General features: G+C 71.1%; 13 protein-coding genes. 8 read left to right on the top strand and 5 right to left on the bottom strand.

The window, feature by feature from the left end:
• The first annotated feature begins 16 nt into the window (after window positions 1-16).
• Window positions 17-1075: a site-specific integrase gene (locus ACWPQI_RS12255; RefSeq protein WP_048774383.1), complete on the top strand. Its 1059-nt coding sequence runs from the start codon at window positions 17-19 to the stop codon at window positions 1073-1075.
• Window positions 1076-1081: 6 nt separating this feature from the next.
• Here the strand turns inward: ACWPQI_RS12255 and ACWPQI_RS12260 are convergent, their stop codons facing one another.
• Complete coding sequence (locus ACWPQI_RS12260; protein WP_010596473.1) at window positions 1082-2167, bottom strand: hypothetical protein; 1086 nt, start codon at window positions 2165-2167, stop codon at window positions 1082-1084.
• 395 nt (window positions 2168-2562) lie between these two features.
• Here ACWPQI_RS12260 and ACWPQI_RS12265 point away from each other — a divergent pair, with 395 nt between their 5' ends.
• Window positions 2563-3414 carry a DUF4436 family protein gene (locus ACWPQI_RS12265; protein WP_172603596.1) on the top strand — a complete coding sequence of 284 codons (852 nt, stop codon included), beginning with the start codon at window positions 2563-2565 and terminating at the stop codon, window positions 3412-3414.
• Here the strand turns inward: ACWPQI_RS12265 and ACWPQI_RS12270 are convergent.
• The 4 genes from ACWPQI_RS12270 to ACWPQI_RS12285 form a co-directional block, all read right to left on the bottom strand.
• Window positions 3401-3736 (bottom strand): Rieske (2Fe-2S) protein, encoded by a 336-nt coding sequence (locus ACWPQI_RS12270; RefSeq protein WP_010596471.1) that lies wholly within the window; start codon window positions 3734-3736, stop codon window positions 3401-3403. The two genes, ACWPQI_RS12265 and ACWPQI_RS12270, sit on opposite strands and share 14 nt — an antisense overlap.
• Window positions 3733-6240 carry a nitrite reductase large subunit NirB gene (gene nirB, locus ACWPQI_RS12275; protein WP_010596470.1) on the bottom strand — a complete coding sequence of 836 codons (2508 nt, stop codon included), beginning with the start codon at window positions 6238-6240 and terminating at the stop codon, window positions 3733-3735. Before nirB ends, ACWPQI_RS12270 begins: the two co-directional genes overlap by 4 nt.
• Before the next feature lie 90 nt (window positions 6241-6330).
• Entirely contained in the window at window positions 6331-7470 is a 1140-nt protein-coding gene (locus tag ACWPQI_RS12280; RefSeq protein ID WP_017681801.1) for an MFS transporter, read from the bottom strand.
• Entirely contained in the window at window positions 7467-8360 is an 894-nt protein-coding gene (locus ACWPQI_RS12285) for a PAC2 family protein (RefSeq protein ID WP_010596468.1), read from the bottom strand. Before ACWPQI_RS12285 ends, ACWPQI_RS12280 begins: the two co-directional genes overlap by 4 nt.
• A 51-nt stretch (window positions 8361-8411) precedes the next feature.
• Here ACWPQI_RS12285 and metH point away from each other — a divergent pair, with 51 nt between their 5' ends.
• From metH to hisG, 6 genes are all read left to right on the top strand, one after another.
• A complete protein-coding gene (gene metH / locus ACWPQI_RS12290) occupies window positions 8412-11981 on the top strand; it encodes a methionine synthase (protein WP_040269736.1) in 3570 nt (1189 codons plus the stop codon).
• The gene (locus ACWPQI_RS12295) at window positions 11974-12663 is read left to right on the top strand and encodes an HAD family hydrolase (protein ID WP_040269738.1); all 690 of its coding nucleotides are present in this window, start codon (window positions 11974-11976) and stop codon (window positions 12661-12663) included. The genes metH and ACWPQI_RS12295 overlap by 8 nt, the downstream gene beginning before the upstream one ends.
• Before the next feature lies 1 nt (window position 12664).
• Window positions 12665-13525 (top strand): oxygen-dependent tRNA uridine(34) hydroxylase TrhO, encoded by an 861-nt coding sequence (gene trhO / locus ACWPQI_RS12300; RefSeq protein WP_010596464.1) that lies wholly within the window; start codon window positions 12665-12667, stop codon window positions 13523-13525.
• Between the two features lie 2 nt (window positions 13526-13527).
• Window positions 13528-14415 carry a pseudouridine synthase gene (locus tag ACWPQI_RS12305; protein WP_026138018.1) on the top strand — a complete coding sequence of 296 codons (888 nt, stop codon included), beginning with the start codon at window positions 13528-13530 and terminating at the stop codon, window positions 14413-14415.
• 60 nt (window positions 14416-14475) lie between these two features.
• Window positions 14476-14739 carry a phosphoribosyl-ATP diphosphatase gene (locus ACWPQI_RS12310; RefSeq protein ID WP_003937712.1) on the top strand — a complete coding sequence of 88 codons (264 nt, stop codon included), beginning with the start codon at window positions 14476-14478 and terminating at the stop codon, window positions 14737-14739.
• 105 nt (window positions 14740-14844) lie between these two features.
• On the top strand, window positions 14845-15708 hold the full coding sequence (gene hisG, locus ACWPQI_RS12315) for an ATP phosphoribosyltransferase (RefSeq protein ID WP_010596462.1): 864 nt from the start codon (window positions 14845-14847) through the stop codon (window positions 15706-15708).
• The last annotated feature ends 8 nt before the right edge of the window (window positions 15709-15716 follow it).

The raw sequence follows: 15716 nt of genomic DNA on the forward strand, positions 1-15716 counted from the left end.
CGGTGTGGAGGAGGCGATGCGCCGGCTCCGCGCCAAGGCCGCATCGGAGAACACCCGCGCCGCCGTGACCAGCGACTGGAACAAGTTCGCCCGATGGTGCGACACCGTCGGTCACGTCCCCCTTCCGGCCGCGCCCGAACTCGTGGGCTGGTACCTGACCGAGAAGTCGGGCGAACTGCGACCCGACGGGCGGTGGGCGTACGCCCCGTCGACCCTCGCGCGATGGGTCGCGACGATCAACAAGATGCACGCCTTGGCGGGACTGCCGAAGCCGGGACACCACGAGGCCGTGCGAGACGTGGTGCGGGGCATCCGGCGGACCCGTGCGGCGCCACCGGCGCGCCGCACACCCCTGCTCACCGACGACATCCGGGCGATCGTCGGAGCGATGCGCACCGCCGCCACCGAGTGGCCGGATCGGGTAGCCGAGCGCCGCGACTCCGCCCTGCTACTGCTGGGGCTCGCCGGTGCGATGCGCCGGTCGGAACTGTCGGCACTGGCCATGTCCGATGTCGTCGCCCATCGGTCCGACGGGTTGTACGTGACGATTCGTCGCTCGAAGGCGGATCGGGACGCGCGCGGGCGCACCGTCACGCTCCCGTACGGCCGGGATCCGCAGACCTGCCCGGTGTGCGCCTACCGGCGCTGGCGCGAGGTGCTCGACGCATGGGACGCGGACGGTGGGGCGGCGGTGCGGGAGTTGGTGAGCGCCGAGTGTGCCGCCGGCGACGAGCACTGCTGCCGCGGTGTCGCGCCGGGGACGGGGAGTGTGGAACGGCCGCTGTTCCGCACGATCCACCGCACCGGTGCCGTCGGCAGCGGCGCCCTGAGCGGGCAGTCGGTGCACTCGATGATCCAGCGCCGGGCGCGGCAGGCGGGGTTCGCGCCCGAGGTGGTCGCCACCCTGGGCGGGCACAGCCTGCGCGCGGGGTTCGTCACCCAGGCCGTCCGCAACGGAGCCACGACCCAGACGATCATGACGCAGACGGGGCACGCCGACGAGCGGATGGTGGCGCTCTACAGCCGCCAGCACGCCGGACTCGCCGGCAATGCCGTCACCGCGCTCGGCCTCTGACCACGGTCAGGTGCGCCCCACGGGCCGGCGCCACGCGCTCGGGTCGGCGGTGAGCGCCGCGAGTAGGTGTTCGGCGGCGTTCGGATTGCGGAACGGTCCGGCCAGCAGGTCCGCATAGACCTGGGACGGTGCCGCGAAGCGTAGTCCGTCGCGTCGCTCCATCCGCTCGAACACCACCGGCGACCACGGCGTGGCCACCACGACGTCGGCGCCGCGGTCGACCGGGCGCAGACCCAGGGCCTGGGCGAACGTGTCCGGGTCGTCGGCGTACACCTCGAGGACCTCGGCGCCTGCGTAGTCGGTGGCCCCGAGACCGGTGATCGCATAGCTCAGGTCGAGCGGTTCGGAGAGATCCGCCCGTACCGTGCCGATGCCGTCGGGCGCGGCGAATCCCCTTGTGACGCAAGGCTTACGGTCCGCAGCCCACGCGCGCAGCATCTTCTCCCAGTGCACCATCGTGATCGGGCCGCGCGGAATGCGGCGGATCAGTTCCCGTTCCCCGAGGACCTCGACGACGCGGTAGGTGGCGCCGGTGGAGGCACCGGAGAGCCGGATCAGTTCCGGTACGGACATCTCCCCGGTGAAGTCGGCGAGCGCCCGGACCACGCGTTCGGACGGTTCGCCGGTGAGCACGCCCGACGGCCGGCCGGGCCCGCGCCACGGGTCGGCGTCGGCGCCGCGGTTGCGCACCCACATCGCCGGCCGGGACGCGACGAGCGTGAGATTCCCGGTCGCGTCGGAGTACGAGATGCCGTGCTGATCGAGCTGGCGGCGGACCGGATCGGAGAGATAGTGAGCGCACACGAATCCGCGGTCGGACTCGGACAGTTCCGCGGCGATGCGCGCGACGTCTCCGCTGAGGACGCCGCGGGACGCGATGACCGCGTACGACACCGATTCGCCGTCGGGCGCGGTCACGAGGATCCGGTCGGGGGCCGCGGGGGAGCGGGGGCGGTCGGAGGTGACCGTCCAGCCCAGGGGCAGGCACGCCTCGACCACGGCGATGGCGCGGCGGTAGATGTCGATGGGCCGCTCCGGGCGGGGGCCCGTCGCGCTGTCGGCTGGTTCTGCGAGCGGTGCGGACGCGGTCATGTCCCCACCATAGGTAATCGGTACGACACGGAAGCCCAACAATTTGCGAACACTCGTTCTCGGCTTGTAGTGCAGGGGAGCGGAGCGGCAGGCGACGAGGCGCAGAGTCTCGGAACAGCAGAATCCGGAGGCCGATGTTCCGTCCGGTCGGTCCCGAGCCGGCGAAGCCATGTGAGGACGTCGAGGGTGGTGCGAAGTGGAGGCCGACTCGGCGGTCGCCCGGAACGACGGGAAATGTTCCGAACAATACGGAACATACAAAATTACCGAAACCTTCCTCGCTCCCACGACAACTCGCCAACAAACAAAGCAAAGACCCCCGGGCGGCACCTGCGGACTACAGTCCGGGAGTGCCTGCGCCGCGTCCGAATCGCCCGTCTCGCCGGTCTGTGCTGATGTCGCTGGTGGCGGCGGCGATCGCTGTGTATGCCGGCGTACTCCTCCTGTTCGGGGTGAGTTCGCACGAACGGCGGGAGTGGCGGCCCGTGGAGGTGGCTGCCGACTCGGTGCTCGTGGTGGTGACGATGAAGTCGCTGCAGCCGACGGTCGACCGGGTGCATGCGGAGGTCACCATCTATCCCGGGGAGTCGTTCCTCGATGCGAACGGGGCCACGCTCGCCGTGCCGCTGAGTGTGCTGCTCGTGCCGGCTGTCGCGCAGTCGGAGTTGTTCTTCCCGGCTCACACCGTGCCTGTCGCCTACCCGGTGGAACTGCTGGCGCGGGGGCAGGCGATCCGCTGGCCGTTCGACGTCTTCGACGTCACGCCGGTCGTCGTGGAGGTCGACGTGGGGGAGGGAGCGGAGCGGGAGCCGGTGCCGTCGGCGGTGCTGATCGACGGCCGCATCGACGGGTGGTCGATCGACCGTAGAGCGGTCGTGGCGGCCCCGGAGCTCGGTTTCCCCGAGGGGGTGGACGGCACCGAGGTGGTGTTCGTGCGCACCGGGGGCACTCTGGTGTATGCGGCGATCCTGCTGCTGATGATGGTCGTCCTCGCGGTGCTCGCCGCGTTCGTCGCGGTGCAGACGTTCCGGCGGCGCCGGGCAGTCGAAACCGACATGCTCGCCTGGATGGCGGCCATGCTGTTCGCCGTGGTTCCGCTGCGAGGCATCCTGCCGGGTTCGCCGCCGATCGGGTCGTGGGTCGACGTGGCGGTGACCATCTGGGTGGTCACCGCCCTCGTCGCCGCGCTGACGCTGTACGTGTACTGCTGGTGGCGTGACAGCCACCCGTCGCTCACCCGACGGTGACGACGATCCGGCCGTCGTGCACCCGCGCGGGGTAGATGTGGACGGGGTCGATGCCGGGTGCGGTGCACCGTCCGGTGTCGAACCTGAACGCGTACTGGTGCAGGGGGCACACGACGAGGTCGGGGTCGATCTGGCCGTCGGCGAGCGGTCCGCCCCGGTGTGGGCACACCGCGTCCAGCGCCCGGACGGTGCCGTCGCCGAGCAGGAACACGGCGATCTGCCGTCCGCCCGCCGTGTAGGTGCGGCCTTCGCCCGGGGTCAGGTCGCTCAGCGCGCCTACCTCGTACTCCCGCGCGGTGGTCCGGCTTTCGGTGGTGGTCATCGGACCGGCACCTGCGGCAGCGGGAGCAGCGGCAGCGCGGGACGGAACTGTGCCGGCGACTTCGGGGCTGTCCGTTCGAGCCAGGGGTCCCGGTATGCCGCGACGGCGGCGCCGATGCGGTCGTCGAGTCCGGTCACGATGTCCTCCTCGTCTCGGACCAGCAGCGCCTGGAGCCGGTCGATGCCGACGCGGGGCACGAAGTCGTAGGTTCGCTCGAGCCATGCGGCGTTCTCGCGGTAGTACTGGATGAACCGGCCGGCCAGGGCCAGGACGTCGTCGCCGGACACGGGGCCGGCGAGCAGGTCACCCTTGCGGATGTGGGCGCCGGCGGCGCCGCCGACGTAGATCTCCCAGCGTCCGTCGCCGACCGCGACGACGCCGACGTCCTTGCACAGCGCTTCCGAGCAGTTGCGGGGGCATCCGGCCACGGCGAGTTTCAGCTTGGCGGGTGTCTCGAGTCCCTGGAAGCGTTCCTCGAGGGCGATGCCGAGCGCGGTCGAGTCGCCGAGGCCGAAGCGGCAGAAGTCGCTGCCGACACAGGTCTTGACGGTGCGGAAGCTCTTGCCGTAGGCGTATCCGGAGGGCATGTCCAGGTCGGCCCACACCTTCGGCAGGTCCTCCTTGCGGATGCCGAGCAGGTCGATGCGCTGGCCGCCGGTGACCTTGACCATGGGCACGTCGTACTTGTCGGCGACGTCGGCGATGCGCCGCAGCTGGTCCGGGGTGGTGACCCCGCCCTTCATCTGCGGCACCACGGAGAAGGTGCCGTCGCGCTGGATGTTGGCGTGGACGCGGTCGTTGATGAACAGCGCACCCCGTTCGTCGACCCAGTCGGGGCCCCACACGGTGCGCAGCAGCGACGCGAGCGGCATCTTGGCGGTGGCCTCCTCGCGGCCGCCGGGGGCGAGTTCGGCGAAGACCTGGGAGACCGCACGCAGGTCGCGGCGGCGGATCTCGGCGATCAGGTCCGGTTTGGCGAGCGGGATGCACGGCACGTACCAGTTCGCGGCGGGGTCCGCGGCGAGGGCGCCGCCGGCGGCGCAGGCGACGATGTCGGCGACCAGGCTCTTGCACGAGCCGCAGCCCTTCCCGGCGCGGGTGCGGGCGCACACCTGCGCGAGGGTGCCGGCGCCGTCGTGGACGCAGGAGACGATGTCACCCTTGCTGACGCCGTTGCAGTTGCACACCTGGGTTTCGTCCGGCAGGTCGGCGGCGACGTCGGCGCCCTGCGGGTCGCCGAGGTCGAACAGCAGCGCCGCGCGGTCCGCGGGGATCTCGATCCTGCCGTCGAAGGCCTGGGTCAGGGTGGTGGCTCTGCTCACGTCGCCGAGCAGCATGGCGCCGACGAGCCGGTCGTCGCGCACGACGATGCTCTTGTAGATGCCGCTGCGCGGATCGTAGAACTGGACGAACTCGTCGTCTTCGTGTTCGGGTCCCTTGATGCCCATCGCGACGACGTCGATGCCGGCGACCTTGAGGGCGGTGCCGGTGCGCGAGCCCTCGTACGCGGCGTGGGGATTCGTGCCGGTGAGGTGCTCGGCGAGGACGACGGCCTGTTCCCAGACGGGTGCGACGAGCCCGTACACCTCGCCGCGGTGCTGGGCGCATTCGCCGACGGCGTAGATGCTCGATTCTTCCTCGCAGCGCATCTGGTCGTCGACGACGATGCCGCGTTCGACGACGAGGCCGCCGGCGCGGGCGAATTCGGTGTTGGGACGGATGCCGGCGGTGACCACGACCATGTCGGTGTCGACGACGGTGCCGTCGGCGAAGTGCACGGCGGTCACGGCGCCGCGGTCGTCGCGCAGGACGGCGGTGGTGCGGGTGCCGGTGTGCACGGTGATGCCGAGTCGTTCGATTTCGGTGCGCAGTACCCGGCCGCCGCGTTCGTCGAGCTGCTGGTTCATCAGGTGGGTGGGCGAGTGCACCACGGTGACGGTCAGGCCCTGGGTGCGCAGCCCGTAGGCGGCTTCGAGGCCGAGCAGGCCGCCGCCGACGACCACGGCGCGGACGTCGTCGTGGGCGTCGGCCATCTGCAGCATGCCGTTGGTGTCGGCGAGGGTGCGGAAGCCGAAGACCCCGCGGCCGAGCCGTCCGTCCGGTTCACGCAGCCCGTCCATGTTGGGGAAGAAGGTGTTCGATCCGGTCGCGACGACGAGCAGGTCGTAGGGGACCTGCCGGCCGGACTCGCACGTGACGGTCTTGCCGAAGCGGTCGAGACGGGTGGCGCGGTCACCGGCGTACAGGGTCACGCCGTTCGCGCGGTACCAGCTCATCGGATTGAGGACGAGGTCGTCGTCGACGTCGGCCTCCCCGGCCAGCACGTGGGAGAGCATGATCCGGTTGTAGTTGCCGTACGGCTCGTCGCCGATCATGGTGATGTCGAACTGGTCCCGGCCGCCGCGCGCGAGGATCTCCTCGACGGTGCGGGCGCCGGCCATGCCGTTGCCGACGACGAGCAGGCGCCGACGCGGGCCGTGGTGGTGCGACGCGGTTGGGGTCATGCGTCCAGGGTTGCCGGGGGCGGTGACGGCTCGGCGGCACCGGGGTTACGCGGCGGTCAGGAAGTGCTCACCGCCGCCGGGGTGAGGATGTCAGCGGGAGGGGGAGTCGCGGCGCGGCATCGCCAGCGGGGCGACGACGGCGAGCACGAGGGCGGGCACGACGAAGCTCGCGACCGGGGCGGCGGCGTAGAGGGGGGTCAGTGCCAGCGGGGCGACGGCGCCGCCGGAGAACCGGAACGCCTGCACCACCGAGACGGCGCCGCCGCGGTTGCGGCCCGAGGAGCCGAGGACGGCGGCGTTGACCCCGACGAGCACACACTGGGAGGCGATGCCGGCGACGAACCACGCGGCCGCGACCAGCCACAGCAGTCCGGCGGTGCCGACGACGACGACGAGACCGGCGCCGGCGAGAGCGCCGAGCAGCACGGTGCGACGGGCGCCGATGCGGTCGATGAGGGTGCCGACCCGGCGGGCGGTGAGGATGCCGGCGACGCCGAAGCCGGTCAGGAGCAGGCCCCGTTGCGTGGGGGTCAGACCGAAGACGTCCTCGGCGCGGAAGGCGAGCAGGAAGTTCAACCCGCCGAGGGCTCCCCAACCGAGCAGGGCGACGACCCCGATGCGCACCACGTCGGGGCGCAGCGCGTCGCGCAGCCGTGGCGGGGCCTCGCCGGTGGGCACGGTCAGCTGCTCGGGCAGGCCGATCACGGCGAGGACGGCGGCCGCCGCGGCGATCACGACGAACGCCCACCGCCAGTCGACCTCGGCGGCCAGCCCCCCGACGAGCGGGGCCGAGGTCTGTCCGGCGGCCTGCATCGCCCCGAACAGGCCCAGGGCGCGGCCGAGGCGGGCCCGCGGGACGAGCGCGGCGAGCGCCGCGAGCAGCAGCGGGGTGGTGAAGGCGTTGGCGACGCCCTGCAGGGCCCGGGATGCGAGCAGCAGCCCGAGGGTGGGGGCGAGCGCGGACGCCAGCGACGCGACGGCGTAGACGATGTACGCGGTGCGGACGGTGCGGACCCGTCCCCACCGTGCCCCGAGGGTGCCGGAGACGAGCATGGTCAGCGCGAACGGTCCGAGGTAGGCGGTGAGGGTGCTCGCGGCCGCGCCGGCGCTCACGCCGGTGGAGGCGCCGATCTCCGGCAGCATCGACGCCACGACACCGCCGCCGAAGGGTCCGAGGAATCCTCCGGCGTAGAGGGCGGCACGCGGCAGCGAGGCGCGTGCCGCCCTCACTGGGTGAAGCCGCCCGGGCCTCGTCGCCGCAGGTAGCGTTCGAACTCGGCGGCGAGGGCGTCGCCGTCGATCTTGGCGATGACCTCGGAGATGTCCGATTCGGCGTCGCCGCGTTCCTCGAGGGCGCGGACGTATTCGGCGATCTCCTCGTCGTCCTCGGTCATCGCGGTGACGGTCTGTTCCCATTCCTCGGCGAGGACCGGCAGTTCGCCGAGCGGGACCTCGAGGTCGAGGACGTCTTCGACGCGGCGCAGCAGCGCGACGGTGGCCTTGGGGTTCGGGGGTTGCGAGACGTAGTGGGGGACGGCGGCCCAGAACGACACGGCGGGCACGCCGGCGCGGACGCACGCATCCTGCAGGACCCCGGCGATGCCGGTGGGCCCTTCGTACCGCGAGCCTTCCAGGTTGAAGCGTTTGGCGGCGTCGGTGCTGTAGGCGGTGCCGGTCACGGGGACGGGCCGGGTGTGGGGGGTGTCGGCGAGCAGGGCACCGAGGATGACGACGGTGTGCACGCCGATCTCGTCGGCGAGTTCGATGATGGCGTCGCAGAAGCTGCGCCAGCGCATGTTGGGTTCGATGCCGCGCAGCAGCACGACGTCGCGTGTGCTGCCGGGCGGCGAGCACACCGACAGGCGGGTGGCGGGCCATTCGATCTCGCGGGTGACGCCGTCGACGAGACGCACCATGGGGCGGTTGACCTGGTAGTCGTAGTAGTCCTCGGAGTCCAGTTCGGCGAACGGTTCGGCGTCCCAGATGAGCTCGAGGTGTTCGACGGCGCCGCTGGCCGCGTCACCGGCGTCGTTCCACCCTTCGAATGCGGCGACCAGCACCGGGTCACGCAGGGTCGGCACGTCCGGTTCCGGGGTCTCGGCGAACTCGCTTGCACTCACCTGTCCAGCCTACGGCGAGAGCCGGACGGGCCGCCCACTAGTCTGGAACGCATGTCCACCCCATTGCACTCTGCCTTGCTCGATGCGCTCTCGCAGCGCGTTGTCGTGGGAGACGGGGCGATGGGCACGATGTTGCAGGCCGCGGATCTGAGTCTGGACGACTTCCGCGGCCTCGAGGGGTGCAACGAGATTCTCAACGACTCCCGGCCCGACGTCATCCGGGGAATCCACCGGGCGTACTTCGAGGCGGGAGCGGATGCCGTTTCCACCAACACCTTCGGTTGCAACCTGCCCAACCTCGCCGACTACGACATCGCCGATCGCATCCGGGACCTGTCCGAACGCGGCGCCCGCCTGGCCCGGGAGGTGGCCGACGAGATGGGTCCCGGCCCGGACGGCATGGGACGGTTCGTGCTGGGCTCGATGGGTCCGGGCACGAAGCTGCCCACCCTCGGTCATGCCCCGTTCGCCGTGTTGCGTGACGCCTACACCGAGTCCGCGCTGGGCATGCTCGACGGCGGCGCCGACGCCATCCTCGTCGAGACCTGCCAGGACCTGCTGCAGGCGAAGGCCGCGATCGTCGGTAGCCGCCGCGCGATGGAGCGGTCCGGTCGGCGCATTCCGATCGTCACCCACGTGACGGTGGAGACGACCGGCACGATGCTGCTCGGCAGCGAGATCGGGGCGGCCCTGACGGCGCTCGAGCCGCTGGGCATCGACCTGATCGGGCTGAACTGTGCCACCGGCCCGGAGGAGATGAGCGAGCACCTGCGGCATCTGTCCAAGCATGCCCGGCTCCCGGTGTCGGTCATGCCGAACGCGGGCCTGCCGGTGCTCGGGGCCAACGGTGCCGAGTACCCGTTGACCCCGGAGGAACTGGCGCAGGCGCTCAGCGGGTTCGTCGCCGAGTTCGGGCTGGCGCTGGTCGGCGGCTGCTGCGGCACCACCCCCGAGCACATCCGGCAGGTCGCCGAGGCGGTGCGCGAGACCGAGCGCGCCGAACGCGCTCCCCGGCCGGAGCCGGGCGTGTCGTCGTTGTACTCGGCGGTGCCGTTCGAGCAGGACTCGTCGATCCTGATGATCGGCGAGCGCACCAATTCGAACGGGTCGAAGGCGTTCCGGGAGGCGATGCTCGCCGGGGATCATCAGAAGTGCCTGGACATCGCGAAGGATCAGATCCGCGACGGCGCGCACCTGCTGGATCTGAACGTGGACTACGTGGGCCGCGACGGCGCCGCCGACATGGCGGATCTGGCGAGCCGGCTGGCGACGGCGTCGACGTTGCCGATCATGATCGATTCGACGGAGCCGGACGTGATCCGGGCCGGTCTCGAGCATCTCGGGGGCCGGTGCGCGGTGAACTCGGTGAACTACGAGGACGGCGACGGCCCGGGTTCGCGGTTCGAACGGATCATGCAGCACGTGGTCGAGCACGGTGCCGCGGTGGTCGCGTTGACGATCGACGAGGAGGGTCAGGCGCGTACCGCCGAGCACAAGGTGCGCATCGCCGAGCGGCTGATCGCGGATCTGACCGGCAACTGGGGCCTCGGCGAGGAGGACATCGTCGTCGACGCCCTGACGTTCCCGATCTCCACCGGGCAGGAGGAGGTCCGCCGGGACGCCATCGAGACGATCGAGGCGATCCGCGAGATCAAGCGCCGGCATCCGCGGGTGCACTTCACCCTGGGCATCTCGAACGTGTCGTTCGGACTGAACCCGGCGGCGCGGCAGGTGCTGAACTCGGTGTTCCTGCACGAGTGTGTGCAGGCGGGGCTGGACACGGCGATCGTGCACGCGTCGAAGATCCTGCCGATGGCGCGGATCCCGGACGAGCAGCGCGAGACGGCGCTGGACCTGGTGTACGACCGGCGGCGCGAGGGATACGACCCGCTGCAGAAGCTGATGGCGCTGTTCGAAGGGGTGTCGGCGGCGTCGTCGCGCGAGTCCCGCGCGCAGGAGCTCGCTGCGCTGCCGCTGTTCGAGCGGCTCGAGCGGCGGATCGTCGACGGCGAGCGCAACGGGCTCGAGGCGGATCTGGACGAGGCGATGCAGACGACGCCGCCGCTGGCGATCATCAACGACACGCTGCTGTCGGGGATGAAGACGGTCGGGGAGCTGTTCGGCTCGGGGCAGATGCAGCTGCCGTTCGTGCTGCAGTCCGCCGAGGTGATGAAGGCGGCGGTGGCGTACCTCGAGCCGCACATGGAGTCCACCGGCGACGAGGGCAAGGGCCGGATCGTGCTGGCCACCGTCAAGGGCGACGTGCACGACATCGGCAAGAACCTCGTCGACATCATCTTGAGCAACAACGGCTACGAGGTGGTCAACCTCGGCATCAAACAGCCGATCGCGACGATCCTGGACGCGGCCGTGGACAAGAACGCCGACGTGATCGGCATGTCCGGGCTGTTGGTGAAGTCGACCGTGGTGATGAAGGAGAACCTCGAGGAGCTCAATCACCGCGGGGTGGCGCAGCGGTTCCCGGTGCTGCTCGGCGGTGCCGCGCTGACCCGCTCGTACGTCGAGAACGACCTGGCCGAGATCTACGACGGTGAGGTGTCCTACGCGCGCGATGCGTTCGAGGGGCTGCATCTGATGGACCGGGTCATGGCCGTCAAGCGCGGCGAGGGCCCGGCGCCGGACAGCCCGGAGGCGGTCGCGGCGAAGGAGAAGGCCGCCGAGCGCAAGGCGCGGCACGAGCGGTCCAAGCGGATCGCGGAGAAGCGCAAGGCCGCCGAGACGCCGGTGGAGGTGCCGGAACGCTCCGATGTGGCCGCCGACCTCGAGGTGCCCACCCCGCCGTTCTGGGGCACCCGGGTGGTCAAGGGGGTGGCGCTGGCCGACTACGCGGGCCTGATCGACGAGCGGGCGCTGTTCCTGGGACAGTGGGGGCTGCGCGGGCAGCGCACCGGGGACGGGCCGACGTACGAGGAGCTGGTGGAGAGCGAGGGCCGGCCGCGGCTGCGGTACTGGCTCGACCGGTTGTCCACCGAGGGGATCCTGGCGCACGCCGCCGTGGTGTACGGGTACTTCCCGGCGGTGTCGGAAGGCGACGACGTGGTGGTGCTGGCCGAGCCGCATCCGGACGCCGCCGAGCGGTACCGGTTCACCTATCCGCGGCAGCAGCGCGGCCGGTTCCTGTGCATCGCCGACTTCGTGCGGTCGCGGGCGGACGCGCGGGCGAAGGGGCAGGTGGACGTGCTGCCGTTCCAGCTGGTGACGATGGGGCAGCCGATCGCGGACTTCGCGAACGAGTTGTTCGCGGCGAACTCCTACCGGGACTACCTGGAGGTGCACGGCATCGGCGTGCAGCTGACCGAGGCGCTGGCCGAGTACTGGCACCGGCGGGTCCGGGAGGAGCTGGTGCTCGCCGGCGGTCACAACCTGGCCGAGGAGGATCCGGCGGACGTGGCCGAGTTCTTCAAGCTGGGCTACCGCGGGGCGCGGTTCGCGTTCGGGTACGGGGCGTGCCCGAACCTCGAGGACCGCATCAAGCTGGTCGAGTTGCTCGAGCCGGACCGGATCGGGGTGGAGCTGTCGGAGGAGCTGCAGCTGCATCCGGAACAGTCCACCGACGCGTTCGTCCTGCATCACCCGGAGGCGAAGTACTTCAATGTCTAGCGCGGTGGCCACGTCGACGCTGCGAGCGGTCCTGTGGGACATGGACGGCACGCTGCTCGAGTCGGAAACGTTGTGGGACATCGGGATGCGGGAGTTGTCGCTGCGCCTGGGCGGGCCCATGACGGACGAGACACGGCGGGCGACGATCGGGGCGTCGAGCGCGTTCGCGTTGCGGACGGTGTTCGAGTCGCTCGATCTCGTCCCGGACCCCGACGCCCTGGCCGCGGCGAAGGCGTGGCTGTACGGGCGCATGGGGGAGTTGTTCGCGCAGGGGCTGCCGTGGCGGCCCGGGGCGCGCCGGACGCTGGGGGCGGTGCGCGCCGCCGGGCTCGGGTCCGCGCTGGTGACCAACACCGACCGGGCGTTGTGCGAGTTCGCCCTGGACACGTTGGGGCGCGAGCACTTCGACCATTCGGTGTGCGGCGACGAGGTGCCGGCCGGCAAGCCGGACCCGGCGCCGTACCTGCGGGCGGCACAGCTGCTCGGTCTCGATCCGGTGCACTGTCTGGCGGTGGAGGACTCGCCCACCGGGGCGGCGGCCGCGGAGGCCGCGGGCTGCACGGTGCTGGTGGTGCCGTCGTTGACGGAGGTGCCCGGCTCGCCGCGACGGGTGTTCCGGGAGAGTCTGGACGGGCTGACCGCCGCGGACCTGCACGCGCTGCACCTGCCCGGAGCGTACTGAGGTGGCGATCCCGAAGATCGTGTTGTTCTACCGGTTCACCCCGCTGGCCGATCCGGAGGCGATCCGGTTGTGGCAGCACACCCTGGCGGCGTCGAACGGGCTCACCGGCCGCATCCTCATCTCCGAGCACGGCATCAACGCCACCGTCGGCGGCGACATCGCCGCCGTGAAGCGGTACGTGCGCGGCACCCGCGCGTACGCGCCGTTCGCCGACGCCGACATCAAATGGTCGGACGGGACCGGGCGGGACTTTCCGCGCCTGTCGGTGCGGGTGCGGCCGGAGATCGTGACGTTCGGGGCGCCGCACGAGGTGAAGGTCGACGAGCACGGGGTGGTCGGCGGTGGTGTGCCGCTGTCGCCGCACGGGCTGCACGAGTTGATCGGCGAGCGCGGCGACGAGGTGGTGTTCTTCGACGGACGCAACGCGTTCGAGGCGCAGATCGGCCGGTTCCGTGGGGCGGTGGTGCCGGACGTGGCGACCACGCGCGAGTTCGTGTCGGTGCTCGACAGCGGCCGCTACGACCATCTCAAGTCGCGGCCGGTGGTGACCTACTGCACGGGCGGGGTGCGCTGCGAGGTGCTGTCCGCGTTGATGCGCAACCGCGGGTTCGAGCAGGTGTATCAGCTCGACGGCGGCATCGTCCGCTACGGCGAGACGTTCGGCGACGACGGGCTGTGGGAGGGTTCGCTGTACGTCTTCGACGGCCGGATGAACGTCGAGTTCTCGGACGCGGCGGCGGTGCTGGGGCGGTGCGCGGTGTGCGGGGCCCCGACCTCGCGCTACCGCAACCACCCGGACATCAACGGCCGGGAGCTGAGCCTGGTGTGCGAGGCGTGCGTGCCGGACCCGGCCGGGCCTTGACCGTGGCCGCGCCGCCGCTGCCGGTGCGCGACGGTCTCGGCCCCGATCGGCTGCGGCTGCCGGTGACCGATCCGGCCCGCACGATCCTGGGGTTCCTGCACCGCGCCGAACCCGGTGAGGACTGGCAGCGCCACGTCGCGGCCGGGGAACTCGTCGACGAGCACGGCCGGCCGGTGACCGAGGACACCGGCTACCAGCCGGGTCGGTTCGTGTACTTCTACCGCGAGCCGCCGCCGGAGGTGCCGGTGCCGTTCCCGGTGACCGTCCTGCACCGCGACGAGGGGCTGGTCGTCGTGGACAAGCCGCACTTCCTGGCGACGATCCCGCGGGGCGCGCACATCCGGGAGACGGTGGTGGTACGGCTGCGCCGCGAACTCGGTCTGCCGGAGCTGGTGCCGGTGCACCGTCTGGACCGGATGACGGCGGGCGTGCTGCTGTGCACCGTCGACCCGGCGTTGCGGGGGCTGTACCAGCAGCTGTTCGAACGGCAGCGGGTGCGCAAGGTGTACGAGGCGATCGCCCCCTACCGGCCCGGACTCGAGTTCCCCCGCACGGTGCGCAGCCGCATCCGGAAGCGGCACGGTGAGCTCACGGCGGTGGAGGAGCCCGGCGAGGCCAACTCCGAGACGTGGATCGAGTTGGTGGAGCGGCGCGGCGCGCTGGCCCGGTACCGGCTCCATCCCCGGACCGGGCGCACCCATCAGCTGCGGCTGCACCTGAACTCGCTGGGCGCGCCGATCGTGGGGGACAACTTCTATCCGCGGCTGCGGCGCCGCGCGCCGGACGACTTCTCCGATCCGTTGCGCCTGCTGGCGCGGACCGTCGAGTTCGACGATCCGCGCACCGGGCGGCGGCGCCGGTTCGACAGCGGCCTCACCCTCGGGTTCTGACGGTCCGGCGGGGGACACTGGGTGCGGGAGCGTGCCGCGGTCATGAAACAATGAACCCCCGTGAAGACCTTCGATTCCCTGTTCGCCGAGCTGTCCGAGCGTGCCGTCACCCGTCCCGAGGGGTCCGGCACCGTCGCCGCCCTCGACGCCGGGGTCCATGCCCAGGGCAAGAAGGTGATCGAGGAGGCCGGCGAGGTGTGGATCGCCGCCGAGTACCAGAGCGACGAACAGCTGGCGGAGGAGATTTCGCAGTTGCTGTACTGGGTGCAGGTGCTGATGGTCGGCCGGGGACTGAAGCTCGAGGACGTCTACAAGCATCTGTGACGGCGCGCCGCCGGGCCGTGGCCCGTGGCCGGCCGTCGTGCCCGCGAGACCTCCCGCACGTTTTCCCGCCCCTTGCTGTTCGCACCGTTGCCGAAAGGACCGTCCATGCTGCGCGTCGCAGTTCCGAACAAGGGCTCGTTGTCCGAGTCCGCCGCCGAGATCCTGCGTGAGGCCGGATACCGGCGCCGCACCGACTCGCGCGATCTGACCGTCATCGACCCGGTCAACGACGTCGAGTTCTTCTTCCTGCGCCCGAAGGACATCGCCATCTACGTCGGGTCCGGCGAGCTCGATCTGGGGATCACCGGCCGCGATCTGGCGTTGGATTCGGCGGCGCCGGTCACCGAGCGTCTCGCGCTGGGTTTCGGGTACTCCACGTTCCGGTACGCCGCGCCCAGGGGCCGGGACTGGAAGGTCGAGGATCTGGCCGGTCTGCGGATCGCCACCTCGTATCCGAATCTGGTGCGGCGGGACCTGGCGGCGCGGGGGATCGAGGCGACGGTGATCCGTCTCGACGGTGCGGTGGAGATCTCCATTCAGCTCGGCGTCGCCGACGCGATTGCCGATGTCGTCGGCTCGGGCCGGACGCTGCGCCAGCACGATCTGGTGGCGTTCGGGGAGTCGCTGTGCGACTCGGAGGGTGTGCTGATCGAACAGGAGGGTGCGAGCCGCGGGGATTCGGCGCGCAATCAGCTCGTCGCCCGCATCGAGGGCGTGGTGTTCGCGCAGCAGTACGTGATGCTCGACTACGACTGCCCCAAGCCGGTGCTCGACGAGGCCGTGCAGATCACGCCGGGGCTGGAGTCACCGACGATCTCCCCGCTGGCCGACGATTCGTCGGTGGCGGTGCGGGCGATGGTGCCGCGCAAGGGTCACAACGCGGTGATGGATCGGCTCGCCGGGATCGGGGCGCGGGCGATCCTGGCCACGGACATCCGGTCGTGCCGCGCGATGCGCGGCGTCGAGTAGCCGCGGCC

The organism is Rhodococcus sp. LMD (genome assembly GCF_056108245.1).